The following is a 25,664-nucleotide window of genomic DNA, read 5'->3' on the forward strand; positions in this document are numbered from 1 at the left end:
ATAGATGACAATGTTCGAGACATGCGGGCCGACCCAGACGCCGCAGGACATCGATATCCACGCGCTGCGCGGGAAGTACTTGTTCGAGCGCGATAAGCGGCTACGCCCGGAGGGCTCGAAGCAGTACCTAGAACTCAAGGACGACTTCGCCGAATTCTCGGAGGTCGATCCCCACACGCCGGTGATACCCCGCACGCCGATCGACGAGGACATCGACGTGGCGGTCCTCGGTGGCGGCATCACCGGCCTGCTGGCCGGCTCGTACCTCAAGAAGGCCGGCGTAGAGGACGTGCACATCATCGAGATGGGCGGCGACTTCGGCGGGGTCTGGTATTGGAATCGTTTCCCGGGCATCCAGTGCGACAACGACGCGTACTGCTACATCCCGATGCTGGAGGAACTCAACTACATTCCCTCCAAGAAGTTCGCCGACGGTGCCGAAATCTTTGAGCACTGCCGCCGGATCGCCAAGCATTTCGGGCTCTATGACGGCGCCAATCTCTCCACCCAGGTGCGCGAGGCGCGCTGGGACGAGACGATCAAGCGCTGGCGGTTGAGCACCAACCGCGGCGACGACATTCGCGCCCGGTTCGTGGTGATGGCACAGGGCTCCTTCAACCGGCCGAAGCTCCCGGGTATCCCCGGCATCAGGGAGTTCACCGGACACATGTTCCACTCCGCTCGGTGGGACTACGACTACACCGGCGGGGATGCCAATGGCGGACTGCACAAGCTGCGTGACAAACGCGTCGCCCTTGTCGGCACGGGTGCGACCGGAGTGCAGCTGGTTCCGCACCTGGGCCGAGACGCGAAGCACCTGTACGTGTTTCAGCGCACGCCCTCGTCGGTGGACGTGCGGGGCAACGAGCCGACGGACCCGGAGTGGGCGGCATCGCTGCGGCCGGGCTGGCAGGAGCAGCGCAAGCGCAACTTCCACCGCTGGTCCCCGCTGGGAGAAGGGGCGGTGTTCGACGAGCCCGACATGGTGTGCGATTTCTGGACCGAACTCGGCCGCAACCTGACCGCGCGGATCGCGGCTTCCGACGATCCCACGGCGCTGAGCATCGAGCAGATCATGGCCTTCCGCGAGGAAGAGGATTACAAGGTCATGGAACGTCTGAGGCGGCGCGTCGAGGAGCTGGTGGATGATCCGGACACCGCGGAAGCGCTCAAACCGTACTACCGGTTCATGTGCAAGCGTCCCTGTAGCAACGACGAATACCTGCCGACGTTCAATCGCGCAAACGTCACATTGGTCGACGTGTCGGAATCCAAAGGCGTGGAACGGCTCACCGCGAACGGGATCGTCGCCAACGGCGTCGAGTACGAGGTCGACTGCGTCATCTTCGCCAGCGGTTTCGAGATCACCACCGATATCAGCCGCCGGTACGCAATCGACGTGATCGAGGGTCGCGACGGTCTGTCGCTCTTCGATCACTGGCGGGACAGCTATAAATCACTCCACGGGATGACCACCCGGGGCTTTCCCAACCAGTTCTTCACCGGTTTCATTCAGGGCGGCGTGGCGGGGAACACCACCGCGATGCTCGAGCAGCAGGCCGAACATATCGCTTACATAATCTCCGAAGCGATGGCACGGCGCGCGGCGACCGTCGAACCTAGCCAGGGCGCTCAAGACGACTGGGTCAAGACGATCCGTGAAACCTCGATAGACGCATCAGAGTTCGCCGTCTCGTGCACGCCCGGGTACTACAACAACGAGGGCGGCGGTGGCGGCGAGGGCATCCGCTCGGCCATCGGCGACCCCTTTATGCCCGGCTTCTACGTTTTCGACGACCTGCTCAAAGACTGGCGGGCACAAGGCGACCTAGCCGGACTTGTCCTCGGAACATGATGGCTGAGTTGAGATTCGACGGCCGGGTGGCGGTCGTCACCGGAGGCGGCCGAGGGCTCGGCCGCTCCTACGCCTTGCTCTTGGCCTCGCGCGGGGCGAAGGTTGTCGTCAACGATGCCGGCGGCGGGCTCGACGGCGACGGCGCCGACGCCGGTCCGGCCGAGCAGGTGGTCGCCGAGATCGCGGCGGCCGGGGGCGAGGCCGTGGCGTGCAGCGCGTCGGTTGCGACCCGCGAAGGCGGCGAGGCGATCGTCGGGACCGCGCTCGAAAATTACGGTGGCATCGATGTTCTGATCCACAACGCCGGCAATGTCCGTCGCGGATCCCTCAAGGAGATGAGCTACGAGGACTTCGACGCCGTGCTCGACGTGCACCTACGCGGCGCGTTCAACGTTGTGCGTCCGGCATTTCCGGTGATGTGCGGGGCGGGCTACGGCCGCATCGTGCTGACGTCGTCGATCGGCGGCCTGTACGGCAACCACAACGTGGCCAACTACGCGGCGGCCAAGGCCGGGGTGATCGGGCTGTCGAACGTGGCCGCGCTCGAAGGCGCCGCCGAGGGCGTGCGGTGCAACGTGATCGTGCCGGCCGCGGTGACACGGATGGCCGAAGGCATCGACACCTCGTCCTATCCTCCGATGGGCGCGGAACTCGTTGCACCCGTGGTGGGCTGGCTTTCGCACGAGTCCTGCTCGGTGACCGGCGAAATATTCATCGCGCTGGCCGGTCGCGTGGCACGGGCCGTCATCGCGGAGACCCCGGGCGTGTGCCGCTCATCCTGGACCATCGAGGAAGTCGACAACCATCTGGACGCGATCCGCTACGTCGAGGCGCCGCTGATCTTTCCGGTTGTCCCCGACGGACACAACCGGCACATCCGCTACAGCTTCGAGCTGGCGCATCGCTCGACCGGCCAGGGAGCGCTCAATGGCTAGCCCGGCGGGCCCGATGGCCGGTGTGCGGGTAGTCGACCTGACCGCGATGGTGATGGGGCCGTACTGCACACAGATCATGGCCGACATGGGCGCCGACGTGATCAAAGTCGAACCACCGCAAGGGGATAACACGCGCTACATCTCGGTGGGCCCCGCCCCGGGCATGAGCGGAGTCTTCGTCAACGTCAACCGCGGCAAGCGCAGCATCGTTCTGGACCTGCAGACCGACGCCGGTGCGCGCGCGTTACGTGCTCTCGTCGAGACCGCCGACGTGTTCATCCACTCGATGCGCGCCAAGGCGATCACCAAACTCGGCTTCGGCTATGACGAGGTCGCCGCGATAAATCCCGCGATCATCTACACCAATTGCTACGGGTACGGGCGACGCGGACCCGACCGCGACCGTCCCGCCTACGACGACACCATCCAGGCCGAATGCGGCCTGCCCGCGGTGCAACAGCAATTGACCGGCGAGGCCGATTACGTCGGCACCATCATGGCCGACAAGATAGCCGGGCTGACGGCGCTGTACGCGACGACCATGGCGCTGTTCCATCGCGAGCGCACCGGCCAGGGTCAGGAAGTCGAGGTCGCCATGTTCGAGACCATGGCCTCCTTCATGCTCGTCGAACACGCCAACGGCGCCCTGTTCGACCCGCCCCTCGGGCCGGCGGTGTATCCGCGAACGGTGGCGCCCAACCGACGCCCGTACCGCACCAGCGACGGCTACATCGCCGCACTGATCTACAACGACAAGCACTGGAACGCCTTTATGAAAGCTGTTGAGCCGCCGTGGGCCAGCGAGCTGTATGCGACGCTGGAACAGCGCGCCCGCGAGATCGACACCGTCTATGGGCTGCTGGCCGAGACCATGAAAGAGCGCTCCACCGCCCAGTGGTTGGAGTTGCTGCGCGAGCTCGAGATTCCGGCCGCGCCGCTGAACACACCCGGAGCGCTGTTCGACGATCCGCATCTGGCCGCCGTCGGCATGTTCGAGACGGTGGACAGTCCGCACGGCCCGGTGCGCTTTCCGGGCGTGCCCACCTGGTTCTCGCAGACACCGGGTCGCGTCGCCGGGCCGGCACCGGAGCTCGGTGCACACACCGCGGAGATCCTCGACGAGCTCGGCATGGCCGTCGACGCGAACCCGGGATAGTGCTTACTCAACAAAATCTGCAGCTAGTAAGGAGTTTCAAAGACCATGGGCGTCCCCGTCTACAAACGCATCCTCGATCTGTTCGAGGCCGAGGGCGTGAACACGCTGTTTGGCATCCCGGACCCGAACTTCGTGCACATGTTCGCCGAGGCCGATGCCCGCGGGTGGTCGGTCGTCGCGCCGCACCACGAACTGAGCGCGGGATTCATGGCCGAGGCGGCGTCACGCATGACGGGCAAGCCGGGGCTGTGCATCGGCACGCTCGGCCCGGGCATGGCCAACATCGCAGGGGCGATCCAGTGTGCCCTCGTGGAGAACTCGCCGGTGATCTTCCTCGGCGGGCAGCGCGCCCGCATCACCGAGCGTCGGGTCCGGCGCGGGCGTATCCAATTCGTCCGCCAGGAGCCACTTTTCGCGTCGTCGGTCAAATACAGCGCATCCATCGAGTACGCCGACCAGACCGACGAGATCATCCACGAGGCTATCCGCCGGGCCATGTCCGGCACGCCCGGTCCGGCCTACATCGAGTATCCGTCCCACGTCATCCTCGAGGAGCTCGATGTGCCGGATCCGCTGCCGCCCCACCGGTACCGGCTTGTCAACCAGACCGCGGGTGAGCGCGAGGTGGCCGAGGCGGCGAAGCTGATCCGTGCGGCGGACAGCCCCATTCTGTTGGTCGGGCACGGGGTTCACACGTCGCACACCGGCGCCGCGGTCAGGGAGCTGGCCGACCTCATGCAGTGCCCGGTGATCCAAACCTCCGGTGGCACGTCGTTCATCGAAGGCCTCGAGGACCGCACCTTCGCCTACGGCTTCTCGCCGGCGGCCGTCGAGGCGGTGGCCTCCTCCGATCTGTGCCTCGCGCTCGGCACGGAGCTCGGTGAACCAAGCCACTACGGCAAGACCCGACACTGGGCGCAGAACGACGCGAAGCGCAAATGGGTTCTGGTCGAACAGGATCCGGTGGCCATCGGCGTCAACCGTCCCATTGACATCCCCCTGGTCGGCGACCTTCGCGGTGTGGTCCCTCAGCTGGTGGAGGCCCTGCGCGACAACCCGAGAAAGGCGTCGGCCGACCTCGACCGCTGGATCTCCGAGGATGCGGCCGAGCTGGCGCAGCTCGCCGAGAACGCGCCGACGGGCCGGACGCCGGTACACCCGGCGCGGTTCGTCGTCGAGGCCACCAAAGCCTTCCCGAAAAACGGCATCATGGTCCGTGACGGCGGGGCCACCGTCATCTTCGGATGGACCTATTCGCAGGCCAAACCGCGCGACGTCATCTGGAACCAGAACTTCGGTCATCTCGGCACCGGCCTGCCATACGCGGTCGGGGCGTCCGTCGCCGAGGGCGGCAATCGACCGGTGATGTTGCTGACCAGCGACTCGGCGTTCCTGTTCCACATCGCCGAGTTGGAAACCGCGGCGCGGCAGAATCTTCCGCTGGTGTGCGTGGTGGGTGTCGACCACCAGTGGGGCCTGGAGGTGGGTGTGTACAAGCGCACTTTCGAGCAGCCGTCGCCGCAGCCGGGCGTGCACTGGAGCAAGGACGTCCGCCTCGACCGGGTCGCCGAGGGTTTCGGCTGCCACGGTGAGTACGTCGAAAAGGAGGATGAGATCGGCCCGGCCATCAAGCGGGCCTACGCTAGCGGCAAGGCCGCCGTCGTCCACGTCTGCATCGATCCAAAGGCTAATTCCGAGGAGATGCCCAAGTACGACGAATTCCGAACCTGGTACGCCGAAGGCACCCAGTAAGAAAGGGATCGATCTGATGCGCGAATACCTGAAGTTCTACATCGACGGGCAGTGGGTCGACCCGGTGCGCTCCAATGCTTTCGACGTGGTGAACCCGGCGACCGAGCAGGTCTCCGGGAAGATCTCGCTGGGGTCGGCTGCCGATGTCGACGTCGCGGTCAACGCCGCCCGGCGAGCCTTCGCCAGCTGGTCGCAGAGCACCCGCGAACAGCGCCTGGACCTGTTGCAGGCCATCCTCGCCGAATACCAGAAGCGCACGGACGATCTCGCCGAGGCGGTGACCGAGGAGATCGGCGCGCCCCCCTCGCTCGCCGCGGGGCCGCAGGTCTTCCTCGGGATCGGTCACCTGACCACGGCCATCGACGCGCTGAAGAACTTCGCATTCTCCGAACAGAAAGGGGCGACCCTGATCGCCAAGGAGCCGATCGGCGTCTGCGGCTTGATCACCCCCTGGAACTGGCCGATCAACCAGGTCGCGGTCAAGGTCTACCCGGCGCTGGCGACCGGCTGCACCGTCATCTTGAAACCGTCTGAGGTGGCACCGTATTCGCCCTATATCTTCGCCGAGATCCTGGCAGCCGCGGGCGTGCCGGCCGGGGTGTTCAACCTGATCAACGGAGACGGGCCGGGCGTCGGTGTGGCCCTGGCGAGCCATCCCGACATCGACATGGTGTCGTTCACCGGGTCCACCCGGGCCGGCGTGGACGTGGCCACGAATGCCGCCGCGACCGTGAAGCGAGTGACCCAGGAGCTCGGCGGCAAGAGCCCCAACATCGTCCTCGACGACAGCGGCTTCGCCCAAGGCGTCAAGGCCGGTGTGGCCGGCATGATGCCCAATTCCGGGCAGAGCTGTAACGCGCCCTCGCGCATGCTGGTCCCGAATTCCCGGATGGACGAAGCGATCGACATCGCGCGTGAGGTCGCCGGACAAGTCCAGGTGGGCAACGGCGACGCGACGGCCATCGGTCCGGTCGCGTCGAGGGCACAATTCGAGAAGGTGCAGCGCCTGATCCAGCAAGGCATCGACGAGGGCGCGACCGTGGTCGCGGGCGGCCCGGGCCGGCCGGAGGGACTGGAGACGGGCTACTACGTCAAGCCGACCGTCTTCGCGCATGTCACCAACGACATGACGATCGCGCGCGAGGAGATCTTCGGGCCCGTGCTGTGCATTCTCGGCTACGACGACCTCGATCACGCCGTCGAGCTCGCCAATGACACCCAATACGGCCTCGCGGGCTATGTTTCGGGGGCCGACCTCGACACGGCGCGCGAGATAGCCCGCAAGATCCGCGCGGGATGGGTGACCATCAATCACGCCTTCGACCTGAACGCGCCGTTCGGCGGTTACAAGCACAGCGGCAACGGTCGGGAATGGAGCGAGTTCGGCTTCCAGGAGTATCTGGAGGTCAAGAGCACCCTGGGTTACGCGCCCGACAAGAGCTGACTTGTCGGGAGTGAAATCCGAACGCAGCACGGCGGAAAACCGTCGCGTGTCCTCCACCTGATCCCGTGCGCCCGCCTCTAGGCTGGCTTGCTGAACTCAACAGGAGGGGCAGCGACGTATCGGCATCAACCTTGGCGCCGGGCGAGATGGTAGTTACGGCGCGCTGACAGCAAGCACAGAGCCGGGCGGGTCTTATCCCGCACCGGCTCGTCGTACTCGGCCCCGGTGGGTGGCCCCCGTGCGCCGCGTCGGCAGGCTGGCGATCTGGGACCGGCCGGAGCGGGCCAGCGGAATCCCGGCACTGGACGGACTGCGTGCGATCGCGGTCGCGCTGGTGCTCATCGGGCACGGCGGCATCCCCGGCGTCAGCGGCGGATTCATCGGCGTCGACGTATTTTTCGTCCTCAGCGGCTTCCTGATCACCTCGCTGCTGCTGGACGAATTGGGCCGCACAGGTCGTATCGGGTTGACCGGCTTCTGGATCCGGCGTGCGCGTCGACTGTTGCCCGCACTGGTGCTGATGGTGCTCACCGTGGCCGCCGCCCGCCAGCTACTGCCCGACCGGTCGCTGACCGGACTGCGCGACGACGCCATCGCGGCGTTCGTGTGGATGGCGAACTGGCGGTTCGTCGCCCAGAAGACCGACTACTTCACCCAGGGCGCTCCGCCGTCACCGCTGCAGCACACCTGGTCACTTGGGGTGGAGGAGCAGTACTACTTCGTCTGGCCGGTGCTGCTCATCGCGGTCACCCTGCTGCTCGCCGCCCGCGCGAGGCGCCGCTCGTCCCGGGCCACCGTCGGCGGCGTGCGGTTCGCCACCTTCCTGATAGCCACCTTCGGTGCGCTGGCTTCGGCGGCGCTCGCCATCGTCTTGGCGTCGGACGGCACCCGCGACCGGATTTATTTCGGCACCGACACCCGGGCGCAGGCGTTGCTGGTCGGCGCCGCGTCGGCTGCGCTGCTCGTGCGGGACTGGCCATCGATGAATCGCGGCTGGTGCATGATTCGCACGCGGTGGGGGCGCCGGGCCGCCCGGATCCTGCCGCTGTTCGGTATGGCGGGACTGGCGGCGGCGACGCACTACGCCACCGGGGCGAGCGGCGAATTCCACCACGGCTTGCTGATCGGAGTCGCGATCGCGGCGGTGATGGTGATTGCACCGGTCGCGCTGGAGCAGCGCGGGATCGTGGCGCGCGTGCTGGCATTGCGCCCACTGGTGTGGCTGGGAACCATCTCCTACGGCGTCTACTTGTGGCATTGGCCGATCTTTTTGACGCTCAACGGCGAACGCACCGGCTGGTCCGGCCTGCCGCTGTTCGCCGCACGATGCGGCGCCACGCTGTTGGTGGCCGCAACGTCGTATTGGTTGCTCGAACAACCCATTCGGCGGTGGCGACCGGCGCGGGTGCCGCTGCTGCCGCTGGCGGCTGCGACAGTGGCCAGCGCGGCCGCGGTGACTCTATTGGTGATCCCGGTGGGCACCGGGCCCGGTCTTCGTGAGGTCGGTCTACCGCCCGGCGTTTCGGCCGTCGCCGCGGTCTCGCCGTCGCCGCCCGGTCCGAGCCGGGCCCGAGATGCCAACCGGCCGTTCACCGTCTCGGTGTTCGGTGACTCGATCGGTTGGACCTGGATGCACTACCTGCCCCCAACGCCCGGGTTCGCATTCCTCGATCACACCGTCATCGGATGCAGCCTGGTGCGTGGTACGCCGTACCGCTACATCGGCCAGACGCTGGAGCAAAGGTCGGAATGCGATGGCTGGCCGATTCGTTGGTCGACGCAGGTCAGCCGGGATCAGCCGGACGTCGCGTTGCTCGTCATCGGCCGCTGGGAAACGGTGGACCGGGTCAACGAGGGCCAGTGGACGCACATCGGCGACCCGACCTTCGACGCCTACCTCAACGGTGAGCTCGAACGGGCGCTGACCATCGTGGGTGCTACCGGTGTCCACGTGGTGGTCGCCACCGTCCCCTACAGCCGGGGCGGCGAAAAGCCCGACGGCCGGTTGTATCCGGAGGACCAGCCGGACCGGGTGAACCTGTGGAACACCATGTTGCGCAAAACCGTTAGCCACCACCCGAACGTCGCGATCCTCGATCTGAACAAGAAGCTGTGCCCCGACGGTGTTTATACCGCCAAGGTCGACGGCATCAAGGTGCGCAGTGATGGCGTCCACCTCACGCCCGAAGGGGTGAGGTGGCTTACGCCGTGGCTCGAGGAATCGCTGCGGTAGGACCTAACCGCTTGTGCGGCAGCTGATCTCCATGCTGTCGCTGTCGCGGACCTGAAAGTTGAAGCTGACGTAGCCGTTGTCCTGGTTGCGGACACGATCGAGATAGGGCGCCATGTCGGCCGAACTGGCGTTGTCGGCGATGACCAACGCACCGGTGGATAGGCGGGGTTCCAGCAGCTCGATCACGGGCAGATACAGATCCTTCCAGCCGTCGAGCAGCAGGAAATCGATTGCTCCATCCAGGCTTTCCAGCGTGGTCAGCGCGTCGCCTTCCAGGATCGTGATCACATCGTCCAGACCCGTCTCGGCGAACGTCTTCTTGGCCGCCGCGATCTTGGTGTCACTGAGCTCGGTGGTCACCACCCGGCCGGTGCCGTTGTCGCGCACCGCCGCGGCCAGATGCAGGGCGGAGATGCCGAACGACATGCCGAATTCGACGACTGTGGCCGGACGGGTGGCCCGCACGAGCGAATACAGCAGCCGGCCGGCTTCCGGTGTCACCGGGATGTAGAACTCGCTCATCGCCTCGGTGCGTTCCTGCGTGGTCATCGGCCGGTCGAACATGCCGTGCCGCTCGCGCAGCAGCGACATCTGGTTTTTCGACTCGGCGTACATCCGCTCGAGCGTCGAGGCGACCCGGGAATCCTGCAAGGTTGTGGTCATGTCATCGAGCCTAGGCGTGCAGCCTGGGCGGGCGCGGGGAGAGAGAGGCGTGGCGTACGTCGGCCGTTCAATGGATACCACTTGTCTGGGATTCGAACGTACGATCGAGTCACTGACAACCGTTGGTTTTCAGTTTTATCAGCGCTACAAGTTCGGGGAGGTTCGAGGTGTCCAATCGCGCGCCGATTCGTCATGGTGAAGTCCTGCTGTTGCCGGTCGCTGCGGCACCCGACGGCGTCCGAGACACGGTGAAAACCTGCATTGTCGGACACAGCGAGTCAGGTCACCACCACGTGCTGGAGAGCGACGCTCTATTCGCCCAGATCGTCTCCACAGGCTCCGGCCTCTATGTCGACCTCGACACGCCAACCCCGCTGCGCCACCGGAAAGACTATGATCAGCACCGCGAGCTCATCGTCCCTCCGGGCGTCTGGCGCGTCATCCGCAAGACTGAGTTCGACGTGTTGGCTCCGCCCCAGATTGAAAATGACCCGCCGATTACGCCGCAGCGAATCTTCGACCAGCGGCCCGCACCACAGCGCCGCCGTCCAGTTCGTGACTGAGACCCCTTCTATAACAGCAACTTTCGATCCAGAGCTGGCGTTAGATGCGGTCAGCGAGTTTTGCCGGCGCCGGGACGTCTGGATCGCAACCCGACTCACATTGACCGCCAATTTCGACGACGCGGCCCGCATCGCGATGACGAAGGGGCCCGACGAGCGATGGAGACGCATCCTCGGTCGCGGCGCTTCCGCCGACATCCCGACGGCATCGATCCGGCGCAGCGAGCTGGTTGCCGACCGCGGGGTCTACAACAGCCTCATCCGGCGTGGCATGTCGCGTCAGCAATCACAACGTTCGCCATGGTTTTTACGGTACGGCGTGGTCTCGGTGGGACAGTGGTCGCTGTTCTCCGAGGCGCTTTCGCGAGCGCAGCGGGCGGGGCTGGGCTGGGTGATACCGGCGTGTCGCGAGCTGCTGTTGGTGCCAGCACCTGCCGTTCGCTTCGCGGAGGGCTCCCTCGGCGTACTGCACGACGACACCGGGCGCCCAGCTCTTCAATGGCGCGACGGGTCCGGGCTGTACTTCCTGCATGGCACCGAGTTCGATGTACGCACGTATCGCCGCACCATCGCTGGGACTCTTGCCATCACCGAGATCGCGGCATTGCCGAACGCCGATCATAGGTCCATCGCTCTGCGGTACTTGAGCGTTCAGCGCTTGGTGACCGTTTGTGACGCACAGCTGCTCGATACCGGTATCCGCGGGACCAAGCTGTACCGGTTGCGGTTGCCGGAGCGCATCGCGCTCGACCGCCCCCGCGATTATGGCCGCTGGGACTACTTCATCCATATGCGCGACACGAGCCATCCGGAGCGAGAATTCATTGAATGGGTAGACCCGGCCGTCGGCCGCCGACGCAGCGCCGAACTCTGTCAGGCCCATGCGTTTGGGATCTCGCTCGAGGACTGGTTGGCGATCGAGCAGGAAGGCTGACCTCGCACTGCGGCGTCCATGGCCGAACGCACCGGGCGTATGCAAAACTGCATGGATGGCATTCAGCGTGAGGCTCTCCGACGGTTCTGTGGAGGAATACTCCGATTCGGATGCGTACCGAATTACCGATGCTGGCGTCCTCATCGTGAGGACCGGCGCCGGCGAGGGATCGGCTTATCATCACTATTCGCCACAGGGGTGGACGTGGCTCAGCGGGCCGGAGGACATGAGGTCCAGTTCTGGGACACCAGGGGGCCTTCGGATACCGATGTAGTGGTTCTCCGGCGCCCGGAGGTGCGCAGAGGTGTTCACGTTGCCGTGGGTCAACGAAATCCCGGCGTCTGATCCGAGGCATGTGCTCACACGGCGGGTTCACACGCGGCGCGGAGTGCTTTGACTACCTTGTTCCTGCGCAGGATGATCACAGTGGATTGGACGGGCTCCATTACTCCCCACTTGGAAATCCATGCGGAGAGCCATATTTGGACATGTGTGCCCTTGTCGTCCTCCTGCAAGTCGATGGAAAGAACTGGCCGTCCATTGCGGCCGCCGAGCAGAAATCCGGGTCGGATATTGATCTGTCCGCGGCCGCTGGCTGGTTTCCATCCGCCACGCAAGACGCCGGATGTCGTGAGAATGTGCGAAGTTTCGCCGACCGGGGCGCCGAGCAGGTGAAAGTCGAGTTGCCTCTTCGCGAAAATTTGCAGAATCACTGCCAGGACGAAGACGGCGATAGCGAAAATGAAGAAGCCGTAGATGAATTCCATTAGGTCCCCTAGGGTCGATGCCGCACGGGAGCGGCAAGTTGAGAGAACAGGGTGGCGGCACTGCTGTCACTCGGCGGATATCGAAGTCGGGCAGACTTACTCACGAATGTCACTACATCACGCGGCGTGTTGGCCTCATTGTCGCGAGGCAATCCGTGCCACCGTGTCAGTCCAACGACTCGCCCGCTCGCTCGGCGAGTTTGGCGACCTCGCTCAGCGAATGCCACAGCGCGTGCCGCCCGGCCACCGGGATGTCGAGCACCTCAAGCCCGTTCCGCCGACATTGCCTGATCAGGCTGCGAATGTCGGCGGGTCTTGACAATTTGCTGTCGATGCCGTGCACGACCTGCACGGAGATTCTCTGAAGATGGTGGGCGCCCAGAAGATCTCGTCTGAGCCGCCCGCGGCTTAACGCATAGCCGAGGTGGGCCACGTCGACACGCGACCACCGCGGCATAGGGTCGCTGCGTCGACCCGGCGGTGCGACATGGCAGGGGATTCCCTCGTTACGGTCGACGTAATCGTCGACGACGCGGTTCTCCGAGTACACCGCCCGCAGTAAGGCCGAAACGCTTCGGCGCTGCAGCGCTACCGGCTCCACCAGAAGCAGGTTCTTGACCCGTATGAGCCCTGGGTCCGAGGCCGCGGCGGCAGCCAGGCTCGCCCCTAAGGAATAGCCCACCACGGTGGCGGGCGCGCGCCGAAGTTGCGGGTTATACGCCTGCGCGGTTTGCACCATCTGCCTTGCCACTGAATCGAATTCGCCGCGGCGCAACGCGCGCCGCTGCGACGGTCTCAGCCGGGCGCCGCCGTAACCACAGCCCGGCACGTCGACGACGGTGACCCGAGCGTTCCAGGCCCAGGCTAGCAGTTCGAGCCGTTGCAACTCGAACGGCTCCACCCAGGCCATGATCCCCATGAAGATCAATACCTGTCGCGCTGCGTCAGGTTGGCCGACGCTCGCTGTGCGCAGACCGTTGATGACGGCGACGTCGTCATGTACAGACCGAGGTGAAAAACGTTGCACAACAGTGGTTGCTGCTAGACGTGGCTCTGACATATTGGGTGTCGTCATGGCTGTTCTCCTCGGGAGCGCCATTTGGTCAGCGCCATCCTGACATCCTCGGCTTCGAAGAACTCCTGGCATTCATTGTGGGCGCCGAGGAAACCGGTGATCGGATTGAACTCGGCCCAAGTTTTCAGCCCGGTGGGTGGCCGGTCCTCGCCGAGCTGCGGCCAGCTGCCTTCTTCGCGGTCGACGGGGAAGTCTCGGTATATTTCCTCAAGGCGCAGCTGCCATTTCGCCATCATCGGCGCGAGGGTGTGGGCGTAGGCGTTGAGTTTCGGCTTGAGTGTGATCTGGCGGATCTTGTTGGTAAGGGTGGGGATGAAGCCACCCGGTGCGCCATGTAGATGGGTAAGTGCGTTGAGCCAGTCGAAGGCTTCCTCACCGCTGTACGGAGTGTTCAACAGTTCATGGAATGCCACGCGGGAGTCGTCGATCCGGTCCCACAGTGGGTTGAGGCTACCGTAACGCTCGGGCGCCAGAAGTTCTTCGAGCATCCGATCGGACCGCGCGGTACCGGTCTCGGTCAACCGGTCGATGTGCAGCGGCTTGGCGTCCAGCCACAGGCTTGCCGCGCTCATAAAGAGTGGCGCATGGGTGGCGGCATCATTGGTCAGTGCCCACAACGGCAGCCGAGGGTCCTGAGTGTGCACCCAGTCCAGCACCCCGAGCCCCGTTGAAATAGTGTAGGGCTGGCCGTCGGGGCCGGGAGCCTGAATACGCTTGTGGCGGTTGTCGTGTCGGCGTCCGCCGAGTTCAAAGTCGGCGATCACGCCGGCGACAGAAGCTTGGACATCAGCGTTTTGCAATGTGCTGATCGCGGCGTTGGGGGAGGACACGGTTCGGAAGTTCACGCCCCGGTCGGCGTAGTAGTCGCGGAACTTGCGGTAGGCGTTGGCCTTACCAGGGTCGTCCTCGACGATCAGGTAGGTCTTCACCGGGTCTCCTCGCTGCCGGCCGACTCTGTCCAGGCGATCGGGGGACGGTCCCCCCACGACGCGATGATGCGTTTGGTGCCATCACCGAACACCTCTTGCGTCAAGTCGCCGTTGAAGGTGTCGCGCAGCCACTCCCGCAGCGCAGCCAGGGTGCCCCCAGGAGGGCACCAGTCGGGGGGGCGGATCGGCGGCAGATGATCACGCACCGCGACGTGAAAGCGCGTCTCGCGTCCGGAACCGGTGGTGTAACCTTCCAATGCGACTTTCTTTGGCGCGTCGCGGTTTTCCTCTTTCTGCAATGCCTGGCCCACGTTATGGATCAAGGCGGTGGTCATCCGCACGGCGATCCGGTGGTCTTCTTTGCGCAGTGTCTGCTCATTCCAGCGGATGTCGCAGGCCACATTGCGCGCCGAGACGCCGTAGGGTGACAGGATTTTCTTCGCGACATAGCCCAGTTCCATGCGCTGGGCGGCGAAGATGCCGACGCGGGTGCTGAAGTGAGTCAAAAAGGCCGACAGCGCCTGCAGATCCACGGCGTCACGGTAGGCTACGCCATCCAGCCGGCTCACCGATTCAGCAGCGGTCTTGGCGGGACCGAGGTCATCGTGGACGACGCCGCCCAATTCCTTGCGCCCGGCTTGAACGGCTTGGCGGCCGACGTGCGCTGCCGCCGCGATCATTCGGTCATGGTTTCGAAGTGTGGCGCCCAGCAGCAAGGTCAGCCCGGCACACAAATAGGCGATCGGCACCATGGCGTGTTCCCATCTCTGCCGGCCGACGGTGACTGCGATGATCGCGGTGACTATCAGATAGGAGATCAGCGATGCATAGGGCCGCAGTGTGTGCATGAACGGTGGCATCACACTGGTCTCGCTGTAGTTGGGCGGGTCGAGAAAAACGTTGGCCAGGCCGGAGTTCAGGTAGAAGATCGCGGCGGCAAGCGCGGCGATCTTGACCCAGCCGGCGTCGCCACCGGCTGGAGCCGAACTGACTGCGACGATATTGAGCGGGCAGGCTGCGATCCCGATGATGCCGGTGATATTCCACGTCATCGTCTGGAAGCGGTTGCGGGCAAAGTCACGCATCGCACGCCCAACCCGCCATCGCGGGTCGCCGGCCGACTTGCTGTGGTATCCCTGCAAATACGTCTCCAGCGGAATCTGTATCGCCGCCGGCAGCAGGGCGAGCCAGGCCCATACCCCGGCGCGAAGGATCATGAACGCGGCCATGATCACGACCAGTGATGCCGTGCGGATCGCCATCGGACGCAGCTGGTCGTAGGCTTCGACACGGTGTTCGGCGATCTTTTCGTGCCATTCGCTGAATGTCGCCGGCGCCACCAGATCCACCAACGGTTGCAGCCATCGTGATGAGGCGCGGGTGGGGTCATCCGGCAGCTGCCACCAGTACTCGAGATCCTCATTGCGGCGGGTGTGCGGCTCAAGGAGCTGGGTGCGGAGCCAACGGTGGACACGTGGCAACAACAGCTGTCCCGTCCCTTCTGTTGGTTCTGTGTTCCGTGGGTGAGGGCATGCGGCGCGGGTCGCCGCGCAGACGCCGGCGTCGCTCGCGGCGGCGAAATGACGTCATACAGGCAACATTGCAGAGGTGGCCGAGCGTTCATTGGCTGCCGACAATCCTCTAATGGAATGTGACCAGGTCTACCCGGTTCACGACAGCCGCGATTGCGCAGCGGCAATGAGCCGTCGCGGCGGTGTCGTATCTGTTAGTCCATGACCACCTCCACATCGCACGCGGGCCTCGCGTCGAGGAGTACTGCAGCCCGGGGTTATCAAAGCATGAGCTGTCTGAGCGGTCGGGCTGATCGACCCGACGAAACCAATGGCAACGGCGTGAAACGACCACAGCTGAGCGCGCGCGAAATTGAGGTACTGCTCGAGTGGCTGCGAAAAGACACCAAGCTCGGGGTCGGGCGCTCCCTGCACATTTCTATCGGCACGGTCGGCACACACTTGCAGCGCATCCGCGCCAAGTACGCGGCGGTGGGGCGTCCCGCGAACACCAAGGCCGCCTTGGTGGTCAGGGCGATCCAAGATGGGCTTGTCGACCTCGACGAGCTGTAGCGTGCACCGCACGCCGGCGGTGTTTGACGGTGTCGCCTGATGCGACGTTGTCGAAAGGCAATGGATGAGCGGCAACCCTATGCAACGATCACCGACATGGGGGGAGCACGCAGCAACGCCGGGTCGCTGGACGACACCTCGGGGCTTTCCGACGGGGTCCGATGCTGAGCATGCGACAAACCGGTGACCTGGCCGTCCGGCGACAGGCAGCGATCGGGCCTTTCGTGCGGGGACTGATCGGTGCCGTCGGGCTCGCACAGCTCGCCGCCACCGGTAATGCCGCGCTGAACGGTGTCGTCGCGGTGGCGATCGGGATGGGCATCGCCGCGGCAGTCTTCGCGGCGGCAGGGGCGTGGTTGTCGTCGCTGGCTGGGTGGTTATACTCCGCGCTGGGCGTGGTGGCCGCGGTGCCGGCGGTGGTGACGTTTGTGCGGTCCAATGGATGCCTGCAGGGTCCTCCGCCGCTGCTGCGGTTCTTGGCCGTGTTGCTCTTGGCCGCGGTGGCAGGCTTGACGTTTGCCGCCAGCTTCCTGATGAGCCGACGAGCGCCTGGCTCGGCAACCGGGCTGGCGTTGTACGGTTCAGTCCAGATCCTCATAGCCGCTGCGACATTCATCGCTGGCAACGAGTCGTCGGGAAATCTGCTCGCGTTGGCCGCCATGGTCGTTGGGGCGGCGCTGTTGGGCTGGTTCGTGGTGAAACACGGCGAGGCCGTTTTGGGCGTCGCTGGCGTGGCGTTTGGCATGCAATGTATTTACGCCGCGGCAGCGGGTGGAGGAGGCTGCGGGGGCACAAATTACAGCGGCGCCGTTCTGCTGATCGTGTTCTGCGGGGCGTACTTCGCGACCCGGGCGGTGTGCGCCCCCTTCAGGGCGCGGCGATGACCGGCAGGAGGCGGAGAAAATGAGTGGCCCCAAAGGCGGTTCCTATCAAGTCGAAATCGCTGAGCAGCGCGAAGCGCGGATGCTCCGCGACGCGAAGGCCGACTATGCGCGCGCCCAGAGCGCATGGGAATCGTCGAACGTCTTGCTCTCGGCCGTGAGGGCCGTCAGCGGGGAATCGCTCACCTCGGCGCGGCCGACCGCGCCACCTGCCGACGCCGATTCGTCGGCCTGTGCCCGCGCTGCCGCAGAGTTACAGGAAGCCGCGGATGCGGTCGCGGCTGCGGCGACGGCGGCCCGCGAGCGGGTTGCTGCCCGCCGCCACGCGGCCAGTATCGCCCGCATCGTCGACAGCCTCGGGGCATCGTCACAGACGGAGACCCCGAAAAGGGCGACTGCACAGCGCCGAGCCCATGCCGCGACGTCGCCGGCGTCGGCCACCGGCGCTATTGACCGGGTCGGCACCGAACAGCGCGTGCGGCGACGCCTCGACGCACTAGCCGGCCTCGACCACGACACCGCGCAGGTGGAGGCACTGGTCAGCGACATCGCGGCCGCGCGATCCCAGTCGCGGATCGACCTCTTGGTTCGCGAGTTGGATCTTGTCGTCGACGATGCGCGCGCGGCCGCGGCCCGCGTCGCCGACATCCGCACGGTGCGCGCTGAGTTGTCGGTATTGCAGGCCCGTGTCGCCGAGCTGGGCGGACCCGTCGCGACCCGGCTTCGTGACCGCATCGCCCGCCTGCTCTCCGAAGAGGTCACCAGCATGCCCGACGACTTGCCCGAGCTGGTCGAGGAAGCGGTTCGGCACGCCGATGCTGAGGCTGACCGGTTGCACGTGGTCAGGGTGATGAATGCCGCGCTGGAAAGCCTCGGCTACCGAATCGGGCCCGAGTTCGCTACCGAGCTCGGGGGAGAGCGGGCCACGGCCTACGCCCGCAGCGGATCTTCGCGGTACGGCATCAAAGTGCGACTCGAGCCCGGATCGGCGCGGTTCACCGCGCAGGCGGTCAAATCCGATGCGGCACTGACCAGTCCGCAGGAAGACGTCGCCGCCGAACGCAACTTCTGCGAGGCGCTTGACTCGCTGGTCACCGTTGCCGCACGCGACGGCGTCAAACTCGACATCGACATCCGTGCCGCGGCCGGCGCGCACGGCGTGCAACAGGTCAGCGATGTGCAACTGGGCGGCCTGAGCCGGGCTGCCGAGGATGCGCAGGCTCACCAGGATCCCGCCGCCGAAATGATGCACCGGCGATGACCTCAGCAGAGACCGATATCCGCCCGGCGTGGATTCGCGAGATCGACCTGGCCACGCGCATGCACCCGCAGTTGATCTTGAGCGGCAACCTGCGCGACATGTACCTGCTGGAAGACCCCGAAGGTCGTTGCTGGCCGATGCCGATCATCGACGCGGTGTGGTTTACGCTGCGCCGCCAGGGTTTTGCAGCACTGCTGACCTACACGCATTCAGCCGGGCTCGCCGTGGTACCCGACGCGAGCGGCTCCTTCCAACCGGATGCCAGCCGGGTCCTGCAGGCAGTACCCAAACTTGAACTAGGCCAACGGTTGTCCTGGGATATGCTGCGACGTCTGCTCGAAGCAATAGTCACGGTGCGCCCCGGCGTCGACCCGGGCCCGCCCATCGCGCTGATGTTTCCCGACGCGGGACGGCTCTTCGACGACCGGCTCACCGAAGAGCAGCGTACGTTCTTGGCGGCGGCCAACCAAATGGCTTATAGTGCAGTGCGTTTCGCGAGCAGCTATCCGGTGGTGTTGTGGCTGGTCGATCGTCCCGGTGAGCTGCCGACCTGGTTCGGCTCCGGCAACCACGCCATCCGCACCACCGTCGTACCTGACCCCGACCTGTCGGCCAGGATGCAGATGTGCGCGACCATGCTGCCCCGCGTGCCGGGGTTCCCCGCCGAGGAGCGGGCAGCCAAAAGCCTCGTCGCGTCCTTCGCCGAGCTGACCCATGGCATGCACTGTCGGGCGATCCGCGACATCTGCGCACTGGCGTCGGCCAGCAACCTGCCTGCCACCTCGATCGCGGATGCGGTCCGCACCTACCGCGTCGGCGTCCCGGACAATCCCTGGACCAAACCCGAACTGCGCGAGCGCATCGCCGCCGCCGAAATCCAGCTCCCGCAACGGGTCTTAGGCCAACCCCACGCGGTGATGCGCACTCTCGATCTACTCAAACGCGCCGTCATGGGCCTCGGGGGTGCCCAGCTGCGCTCGGGAACCGGCAAGCCCCGCGGCGTGCTGTTCTTCGCCGGGCCGACCGGGGTCGGAAAGACCGAACTCGCCAAAGTCATCGCCGACATCGTCTTTGGAGACGAAAACGCCTATCTGCGTTTCGATATGAGCGAATTCGCCGCCGAACAGAACGAGGCCCGGCTGATCGGCGCACCCCCCGGCTACATCGGCTTCGATGCCGGCGGGGAACTCACCAACGGGGTGCGCTCACGACCCTTCCAGGTCATCTTGTTCGACGAAATCGAGAAGGCGCACCCCCGCATTCTCGACAAGTTCCTTCAGATCCTTGATGATGGACGGCTCACTGACGGGCGCGGCGCCACAGTGCATTTCACCGAATCGATCATCGTGTTCACCACAAACTTGGGCATCATCGTGGCTGGGCCCGACGGCGCACCGGTCAACAACGTCACCATGGCCGATTCAGCCGAAACCATCGACAGCAAGGTCCGCGAATATGTGGAGGTCTACTTCCGCGAGCACCTGGGCCGGCCCGAGCTCTACAACCGCCTGCGCGAAGGCGTGGTGGTGTTCGACTTCCTACGGCCCGACAGCTTGAACCAGATCGCCGACACTTCAATCTCACGCGCGCTGGAAGCCGCATCCAACCGCATCGGCGCATCGATCGTCATCTCGGCACAGGCGCGTGAGGAGATCCGGGCCGCGGCGACCGCCGATTCTGCCAATGGCGGCCGCGGTGTCATGTCAGCGATCGAAACCATCCTGGTCAATCCGCTTTCGCGAGCGCTGTTCGCCGCGACGAACACCGCGGCGCCGCAGGAGATCACCCACGTGAAAAAGCTGGGCCAGAACTGGGAATTGGAGTTGCGGGGATGTTAAGAATCTCCCGACTGCACTATCCGGTGACGGTGTTGGGCCCCGGAACCCGGGCGGGGATCTGGGTCCAAGGATGCGCCCTTGGCTGCCCGGGCTGCGTGTCCCGCGATACCTGGAGCCATGGCGGCGGCGTGGCGATGAGTGTCACCGCAGTGCTGGCCTGGTTCACCGACATCTGTGACGGCGGGCAGGTGGACGGCGTCACCATCAGCGGGGGCGAACCCAGCGAGCAACCCGAGTCCTTGCGGCTTCTAGTGGAGGGCATCGACATGCTGCGTCACCGCGGCGCGTTCACCGGTGACATCCTGTGTTACACCGGCCTGGAGGAGGCGGAATTCCACCAAAGATGCCCTTGGGCACAAGATCTCATTGACGCCATCATCACCGGGCGGTTTCAGATCACCGAACCGACCTCGCTGCTGTGGCGCGGCTCCGCCAACCAACGGCTGATCCCGCTGAGCGAACGCGGCCGGCGGCTCTACCAGGATTATGTGGACGCCACCGCCAGCGAGCCACAGATGCAGTTCAGCGTCAGCGACGGACAGGTGTGGATGATCGGAATCCCAGGTCGGGGTGACCTGCAACGACTGCAGAAGGCCCTACGTGACGACGGAGTCACATTGAAAGAGGTGTCATGGCAACCACGATGATGTGCCCGGCCCACGGGCCGGTCGAAGGCCAGTCCTGCATCCCGGGATGTCTGGAACCGTTACAGCCCTATGTCACCCCGGCGGCCGAATCCCCGGCCACTTGTGAAGCCGCGGGCTGCGGCATGCCGCTGCCCTGCCCGCTGCACGCCGCCGGCCCCCCCGACGCCGGTCACCGTGAACTGGCCGCCTACCTCGCGGCCCCGCGCCCCACCGCGAGTCCTGGCACACCGGTCGGCGGTGGCGCGCTCGAGTTCCCCTGGGGCACAGTTACTGTTCCAGCCAGCGGATTGACGGTGGGCCGCAATTTCGGCGCAGTGTGTGGCGCGCAAATCGACACCTTTGACAATGTCTCGCGCGAGCACGCCAGGATCGTTCTCGAGGACGGTCAGCTGTCCATCGAGGATCTCGATTCCACCAACGGAACCACCATCAACGGCATCCCTACTACCCCCGGCCGCCGACAACCCTTGTGCCACAACGATGTCATCGGCTTCGGCAATCGTCTGTGCGCCACCGTCACCGTCACGAGGGCACGCGAATGAGAACGCTCACCGTGACCGCCTTCACCGACACCGGGCTGGTCCGCAGCCGTAACGAGGACGCGTTGCTCGTGGCGGGATGGATGTGCCAAAGTGCGGTCGGCGCTCTCGTGGCCATGCAGATCGAGGAGGCCGCCAGTCCCGTGGTCTGCGCGGTCGCGGACGGGATGGGTGGGCACGCCGGCGGCGATCTGGCCAGCCGGATAGCGCTGGGGGTCATAGCCGATTCCGGTCAAAGCTGGCGCACATCGGACGATGTCACGGCGGCCCTCATCGACGCCAACGAGCGAGTACGCAGTAGCGGTGCCAACTCTGAGTTGCGCGGCATGGGCACCACCATCGCCGGCGTGTGCGTTCAACCTGACGAAGTCATCGTATTCAACATCGGCGACAGCCGGGTGTACACCATCAACGACGGCTTCTTGCAACAAGTCTCGGTCGATGATGCGGTCCTTGCTACCGGTGGGCGGCCCACCAACGTGATCACCCAGTCATTGGGACAACCCAGCCCCGTGACCCCGCACGTGCACTCCTTTGCCCGCGACGGCGCCACCTACCTGATTTGCTCTGACGGCGTCAGCGGCGGGCTGTCGCCGGCGACCCTGCGCACCGCCGCGCTGCAGCCCAACTCTTGGCAGTGCGCGGCATCGATCATCGACTCCACCCGCGCCAACGGCGCCGAGGACAACTTCTCGCTGATCCTCATCGATGTTCCGGATGTCGCACCCCGCACCGAAGCCGTTGCGACACAAGGGAAAGTCCCCATCGACGCGCTGGACTCCGCAGCCTCCCCACCGATACCGGACAACGGACAGCGTGCGCCAGCCACGCCTCCCGAACCTCAAGGCGAACGCCCATGACCCACGAGTGGAACGATCCACCCCCCAGCACGCCGCGATTCCCCGACGCAGCGGTGACCCCCGAGCGCCCGGGCGCCCGCGACTGGCTGCGTCGGGCACCCGGCAGGACCACCGGTGACGTACAACCGCCTACGAGTCGTGATCCGCGGCCGCCCACCACCCGCGACGTGCGCCCTCCGACGTTGCGCGACCGCCACGTTCCGACCACGCGCGACAACCCCGGCATCGGGACGCGCCGCGACGATCCGGTTGACACTTCTGATCGCCTGGGCCCGGTCAGCGACCTCGTGCTGCCCGACTACCTTTCCCGCGAATACGACGTCGCCGAGGAGTTCGACTCCGGGGGCGAGGCCGACGTCGCGCTGATCCGCCGCCGCCGCGATGGTCATCTCAACGTCGTCAAGATCTACCGCCGCGGAATCACCTTGCCGCAGGGCTTCGTTCAGCAACTGGCCACCGCCGATCCGGCCCATGTCCTGCCGGTAACCCGGTCAACCTATACCGGCTGGAAGACACCCCGGTTCATCGAAGTCATGGACTACCTCCCGCAAGGCTCTCTGGAAAGCTTGTTGCAGCGCACCGGCGGCACCATGACCGGCCTCGCCCGCGACATCCTCATCGAGATGACCGACGCCCTGGATTACATCCACAACCAACTGCACATTGTGCACCGCGACATCAAACCCGCGAACATCCTTATCCGCAGCCGCAACCCGATGGATCTGGTGCTGGCTGACCTCGGCATCGCCGCAGAGCTGGCCGAACTGCGCCGATCCCGCCGAGAGACCACCGGCGGCATCAAGGGCACTCTGGTCTACCAGTCACCTGAAACTCTCAACATGAGCGACGCCGGCGCCGCGCGCGACTGGTGGGCACTCGGGATGACGCTGTGTGAAGTGCTTACCGGCGTGCACCCGTTCAAGGACAGCCGCGGCAACCCGCTGCGCGACGAGAACATGATCCGCCATGTCATCACCATGGGTTCGATCGATCTGACAATGATCACCGACGAACGTTGGAACATGCTGTGCCGTGGGCTGTTAACGCACGATCCCGATCACCGATGGGCGGCCCCGCAAGTACGGGCCTGGCTGGCCGGGGATTCACCGCCCGTGGCGGCACACCGGCCGCAACACGGATTTTTCGAACACGCTGTGCGGCCGTATCGGTTCGTCGACGGAAGCCGGTTCACCGACCCGGCTGCACTGGCCTCGCACATGGTGGCGCACTGGGAGGAAGCCGCGCGGGTGTTCACCTCCGAGGAAGAATGCACGACGCTGCGCACCTGGATCCGTGAAGAAGTCAACGACACTCACATCGATGTGAATTCACTGCTCCCGATCGCAGGCGGCGACAAGTCACGCGTCGACACGCGGATCATCGAGTTCACCGCCCACTACCTTGGCGGCCAGGACCTGACCTTCCGAGGCGCCCGCATCAGCGCGCGAGATCTCGCCGGACGCTATGTCCAGGCCTCCGAGCATTGGGAACAGGACGAGCTGCTCGCGACGCTAACCCCGGCCGTCGCTGCCGCGCTGGCCGACACGCAACGCAACGACACCGCCGGACCTGCCGGCCAATCGGACGAGTACTACGCACTGGCCTCGTTATCCAGATTCGCTGAGCGCCTCGATCACACGATCGATGAAGCCCGCGCGCAGATCAGCCGTGGCGCAGCCAGTTGGGTCGAAGGCGTCGACGTCGGTACGGCGGTGCGTGACGGCCTACCGCTCTGCGTGGCCCGGGCCCGCGGCCTGGCCAGGGCGGCGCTGCTCTCGCCGGGCGCCGCCAGAGGAATCCGCGATGAGTTCGCGCGAATCCGTGCCCGCTCGCCCCAATGGTTCGCCGAGCTGTGCAGCACGGCCGCATCACACCCCGCGTCCGGCGCCGCTGCACGTCCATCTTCGGAAGCCGATCACGACGAAATCGCCCTCAAGGCGCTGGCAGTCACGCTGGCCGACCTTGCCGCCATCTACGATCAGGCGGCTACCACCGCCCTCGTGCAAGCCGAACGTCGACGCGCGATTGCCCGGGCCGAAGATCAACGTCGACAAGCCGAAGTGCTTGCCCAAGAACAGCAAAGCGCGGAGCGGGCTCGTCTGCGCACCAGGCGGGACCGCGACGGCCGGGCCTTAATGTGGGCAGTGGGGTTATGCATCACTGTCCTCATTCCCCTCGGACTGGGCTATTTCGTCATGGGCAAGACACCACTACTGAAGCCCAACCCTGCCGTATTGACTGACGACGTACGCAAGTTCAGCGACCACTTCCCGGCTTACTACCTGGCTGGGGTGTTTTTCATCCTGATCGTGTTGGCCGTCGCACTATTGTGGCCCCCGGTGCAAGGACGGCCACTGTCGACGGGAATCGGTGTCGTCGCACTTATCGGCGCGATCATGGCGGCCAATCACGCCAGCGGCAGCTGGGACGGCGCCGAAGCCAAGGCGATCGATCGCCTTTCGAGCACATCCTTTCCCTTCGACAAGCATTACTACACTTGCAGCTCCTCCTATTTCGACCTGAACTTCAAGAACGGCGATCACCAGATGTGGCAGAATTACCTGGCCAAAACCACCGATCTGGCGGGGAGCGCGTGCAATCGGGTCGTGGTGTACAAGGGCTGGAACCAAGTCGGCGTATTCACCCTTTCCGACGGAGACACTTTCGTGGCCAATAGTTGGGACAACACCAATGTCTCGCGAGGCGGGTTTACCCTCACCGACATCTTCATCAACATCAAAACAGCCAAAGGACGTCAACTGCGCTACAGCCTTGACGGCGCCCAGCGCAACGACTTCGCGCTGACGTGATGCAGCACGATGACTCCTTCACTTCAACTTACTGGTGATAGCTGGTTCAACCAGCGTCGCGGTCCCTTCAGAAGAACTCTGTACGCCGAGAAGCTACGTTCGGGAACTTTAGTTGGACGCGCCAGTTCCAAGCTTACGGTGGCACAACGGTTTCCGAGATTAAATTCCGATCAGTGCACGCGAGAGCTGAAGGACCGGCTGGCGGTATGGATGCGAAGGGGCGATACCACCCTAACGCCGAACTTCGCCACTATGACAAAGGTCAACAAGAAATGACAGGAGGGCAAAGAGATGGGAATGACAGACGAATTGAACAAACGCTCTGTCGGGGGAGAAACTTTGCAGCAAGTGCAATAGTACGAGCTCCGTATGCAACCGGCGCGGCGGATATTGAGAGTAGACGCTAAGTCGGGCCAGAAGCCATGGATCAGGGCGGCG

At 65.0% G+C, this 25,664-nt stretch carries 21 protein-coding genes; 16 read left to right on the forward strand and 5 right to left on the reverse strand.

Annotated features, from left to right (window positions below):
- Positions 1 to 4 precede the first annotated feature (4 nt).
- From AC5Y4H_RS10970 to AC5Y4H_RS10995, 6 genes are all read left to right on the forward strand, one after another.
- The gene (locus tag AC5Y4H_RS10970; protein ID WP_499981365.1) at positions 5 to 1,855 is read left to right on the forward strand and encodes a flavin-containing monooxygenase; all 1,851 of its coding nucleotides are present in this window, start codon (positions 5 to 7) and stop codon (positions 1,853 to 1,855) included.
- Positions 1,855 to 2,790, forward strand: a complete 936-nt coding sequence (locus tag AC5Y4H_RS10975; RefSeq protein WP_499981611.1) for an SDR family NAD(P)-dependent oxidoreductase — start codon at positions 1,855 to 1,857, stop codon at positions 2,788 to 2,790. The genes AC5Y4H_RS10970 and AC5Y4H_RS10975 overlap by 1 nt, the downstream gene beginning before the upstream one ends.
- A 13-nt stretch (positions 2,791 to 2,803) precedes the next feature.
- Positions 2,804 to 3,946 carry a CaiB/BaiF CoA transferase family protein gene (locus tag AC5Y4H_RS10980; protein ID WP_499981614.1) on the forward strand — a complete coding sequence of 381 codons (1,143 nt, stop codon included), beginning with the start codon at positions 2,804 to 2,806 and terminating at the stop codon, positions 3,944 to 3,946.
- Between the two features lie 45 nt (positions 3,947 to 3,991).
- A complete protein-coding gene (locus tag AC5Y4H_RS10985) occupies positions 3,992 to 5,698 on the forward strand; it encodes a thiamine pyrophosphate-binding protein (protein ID WP_499981367.1) in 1,707 nt (568 codons plus the stop codon).
- A 16-nt stretch (positions 5,699 to 5,714) separates the two neighbouring features.
- Positions 5,715 to 7,142 (forward strand): aldehyde dehydrogenase family protein, encoded by a 1,428-nt coding sequence (locus AC5Y4H_RS10990; protein WP_499981369.1) that lies wholly within the window; start codon positions 5,715 to 5,717, stop codon positions 7,140 to 7,142.
- A gap of 238 nt (positions 7,143 to 7,380) precedes the next feature.
- A complete protein-coding gene (locus tag AC5Y4H_RS10995; protein WP_499981371.1) occupies positions 7,381 to 9,375 on the forward strand; it encodes an acyltransferase family protein in 1,995 nt (664 codons plus the stop codon).
- Between the two features lie 3 nt (positions 9,376 to 9,378).
- On the opposite strand, the gene AC5Y4H_RS11000 is transcribed toward AC5Y4H_RS10995, so the two are convergent.
- Positions 9,379 to 10,038, reverse strand: coding sequence for an O-methyltransferase (locus tag AC5Y4H_RS11000; protein ID WP_499981372.1), 660 nt, complete (start codon positions 10,036 to 10,038; stop codon positions 9,379 to 9,381).
- Positions 10,039 to 10,205: 167 nt separating this feature from the next.
- Here AC5Y4H_RS11000 and AC5Y4H_RS11005 point away from each other — a divergent pair, with 167 nt between their 5' ends.
- Positions 10,206 to 10,601 (forward strand): DUF8820 family protein, encoded by a 396-nt coding sequence (locus AC5Y4H_RS11005; RefSeq protein WP_499981374.1) that lies wholly within the window; start codon positions 10,206 to 10,208, stop codon positions 10,599 to 10,601.
- A gap of 100 nt (positions 10,602 to 10,701) precedes the next feature.
- Positions 10,702 to 11,535 (forward strand): hypothetical protein, encoded by an 834-nt coding sequence (locus tag AC5Y4H_RS11010; RefSeq protein WP_499981377.1) that lies wholly within the window; start codon positions 10,702 to 10,704, stop codon positions 11,533 to 11,535.
- Between the two features lie 359 nt (positions 11,536 to 11,894).
- On the opposite strand, the gene AC5Y4H_RS11015 is transcribed toward AC5Y4H_RS11010, so the two are convergent.
- From AC5Y4H_RS11015 to AC5Y4H_RS11030, 4 genes are all read right to left on the reverse strand, one after another.
- The gene (locus AC5Y4H_RS11015; RefSeq protein ID WP_499981378.1) at positions 11,895 to 12,302 is read right to left on the reverse strand and encodes a hypothetical protein; all 408 of its coding nucleotides are present in this window, start codon (positions 12,300 to 12,302) and stop codon (positions 11,895 to 11,897) included.
- A 166-nt stretch (positions 12,303 to 12,468) separates the two neighbouring features.
- Entirely contained in the window at positions 12,469 to 13,401 is a 933-nt protein-coding gene (locus tag AC5Y4H_RS11020; protein ID WP_499981380.1) for an alpha/beta fold hydrolase, read from the reverse strand.
- Positions 13,374 to 14,306, reverse strand: a complete 933-nt coding sequence (locus AC5Y4H_RS11025; RefSeq protein ID WP_499981382.1) for a hypothetical protein — start codon at positions 14,304 to 14,306, stop codon at positions 13,374 to 13,376. Before AC5Y4H_RS11025 ends, AC5Y4H_RS11020 begins: the two co-directional genes overlap by 28 nt.
- Positions 14,303 to 15,655 carry a hypothetical protein gene (locus tag AC5Y4H_RS11030; RefSeq protein WP_499981383.1) on the reverse strand — a complete coding sequence of 451 codons (1,353 nt, stop codon included), beginning with the start codon at positions 15,653 to 15,655 and terminating at the stop codon, positions 14,303 to 14,305. The genes AC5Y4H_RS11025 and AC5Y4H_RS11030 overlap by 4 nt, the downstream gene beginning before the upstream one ends.
- Positions 15,656 to 16,159: 504 nt before the next feature.
- On the opposite strand from AC5Y4H_RS11030, the gene AC5Y4H_RS11035 reads away from it, so the two are divergent.
- The 8 genes from AC5Y4H_RS11035 to AC5Y4H_RS11070 all read left to right on the forward strand — a co-directional run bounded on the left by AC5Y4H_RS11035 (position 16,160) and on the right by AC5Y4H_RS11070 (position 25,226).
- Positions 16,160 to 16,390 (forward strand): LuxR C-terminal-related transcriptional regulator, encoded by a 231-nt coding sequence (locus AC5Y4H_RS11035; protein WP_499981384.1) that lies wholly within the window; start codon positions 16,160 to 16,162, stop codon positions 16,388 to 16,390.
- A 170-nt stretch (positions 16,391 to 16,560) separates the two neighbouring features.
- A complete protein-coding gene (locus AC5Y4H_RS11040) occupies positions 16,561 to 17,274 on the forward strand; it encodes a hypothetical protein (protein WP_499981386.1) in 714 nt (237 codons plus the stop codon).
- Between the two features lie 19 nt (positions 17,275 to 17,293).
- Positions 17,294 to 18,532, forward strand: a complete 1,239-nt coding sequence (locus AC5Y4H_RS11045) for a hypothetical protein (RefSeq protein WP_499981387.1) — start codon at positions 17,294 to 17,296, stop codon at positions 18,530 to 18,532.
- The gene (locus AC5Y4H_RS11050; protein WP_499981388.1) at positions 18,529 to 20,370 is read left to right on the forward strand and encodes an AAA family ATPase; all 1,842 of its coding nucleotides are present in this window, start codon (positions 18,529 to 18,531) and stop codon (positions 20,368 to 20,370) included. The genes AC5Y4H_RS11045 and AC5Y4H_RS11050 overlap by 4 nt, the downstream gene beginning before the upstream one ends.
- A complete protein-coding gene (locus AC5Y4H_RS11055; protein ID WP_499981390.1) occupies positions 20,364 to 21,017 on the forward strand; it encodes a 4Fe-4S single cluster domain-containing protein in 654 nt (217 codons plus the stop codon). The genes AC5Y4H_RS11050 and AC5Y4H_RS11055 overlap by 7 nt, the downstream gene beginning before the upstream one ends.
- On the forward strand, positions 21,002 to 21,559 hold the full coding sequence (locus AC5Y4H_RS11060; protein WP_499981392.1) for an FHA domain-containing protein: 558 nt from the start codon (positions 21,002 to 21,004) through the stop codon (positions 21,557 to 21,559). The genes AC5Y4H_RS11055 and AC5Y4H_RS11060 overlap by 16 nt, the downstream gene beginning before the upstream one ends.
- The gene (locus AC5Y4H_RS11065) at positions 21,556 to 22,416 is read left to right on the forward strand and encodes a PP2C family protein-serine/threonine phosphatase (RefSeq protein WP_499981393.1); all 861 of its coding nucleotides are present in this window, start codon (positions 21,556 to 21,558) and stop codon (positions 22,414 to 22,416) included. Before AC5Y4H_RS11060 ends, AC5Y4H_RS11065 begins: the two co-directional genes overlap by 4 nt.
- A 425-nt stretch (positions 22,417 to 22,841) precedes the next feature.
- Positions 22,842 to 25,226 (forward strand): serine/threonine-protein kinase, encoded by a 2,385-nt coding sequence (locus tag AC5Y4H_RS11070; RefSeq protein WP_499981395.1) that lies wholly within the window; start codon positions 22,842 to 22,844, stop codon positions 25,224 to 25,226.
- Positions 25,227 to 25,664: the final 438 nt, after the last annotated feature.

This window comes from Mycobacterium sp. NGS58 (assembly GCF_059812385.1).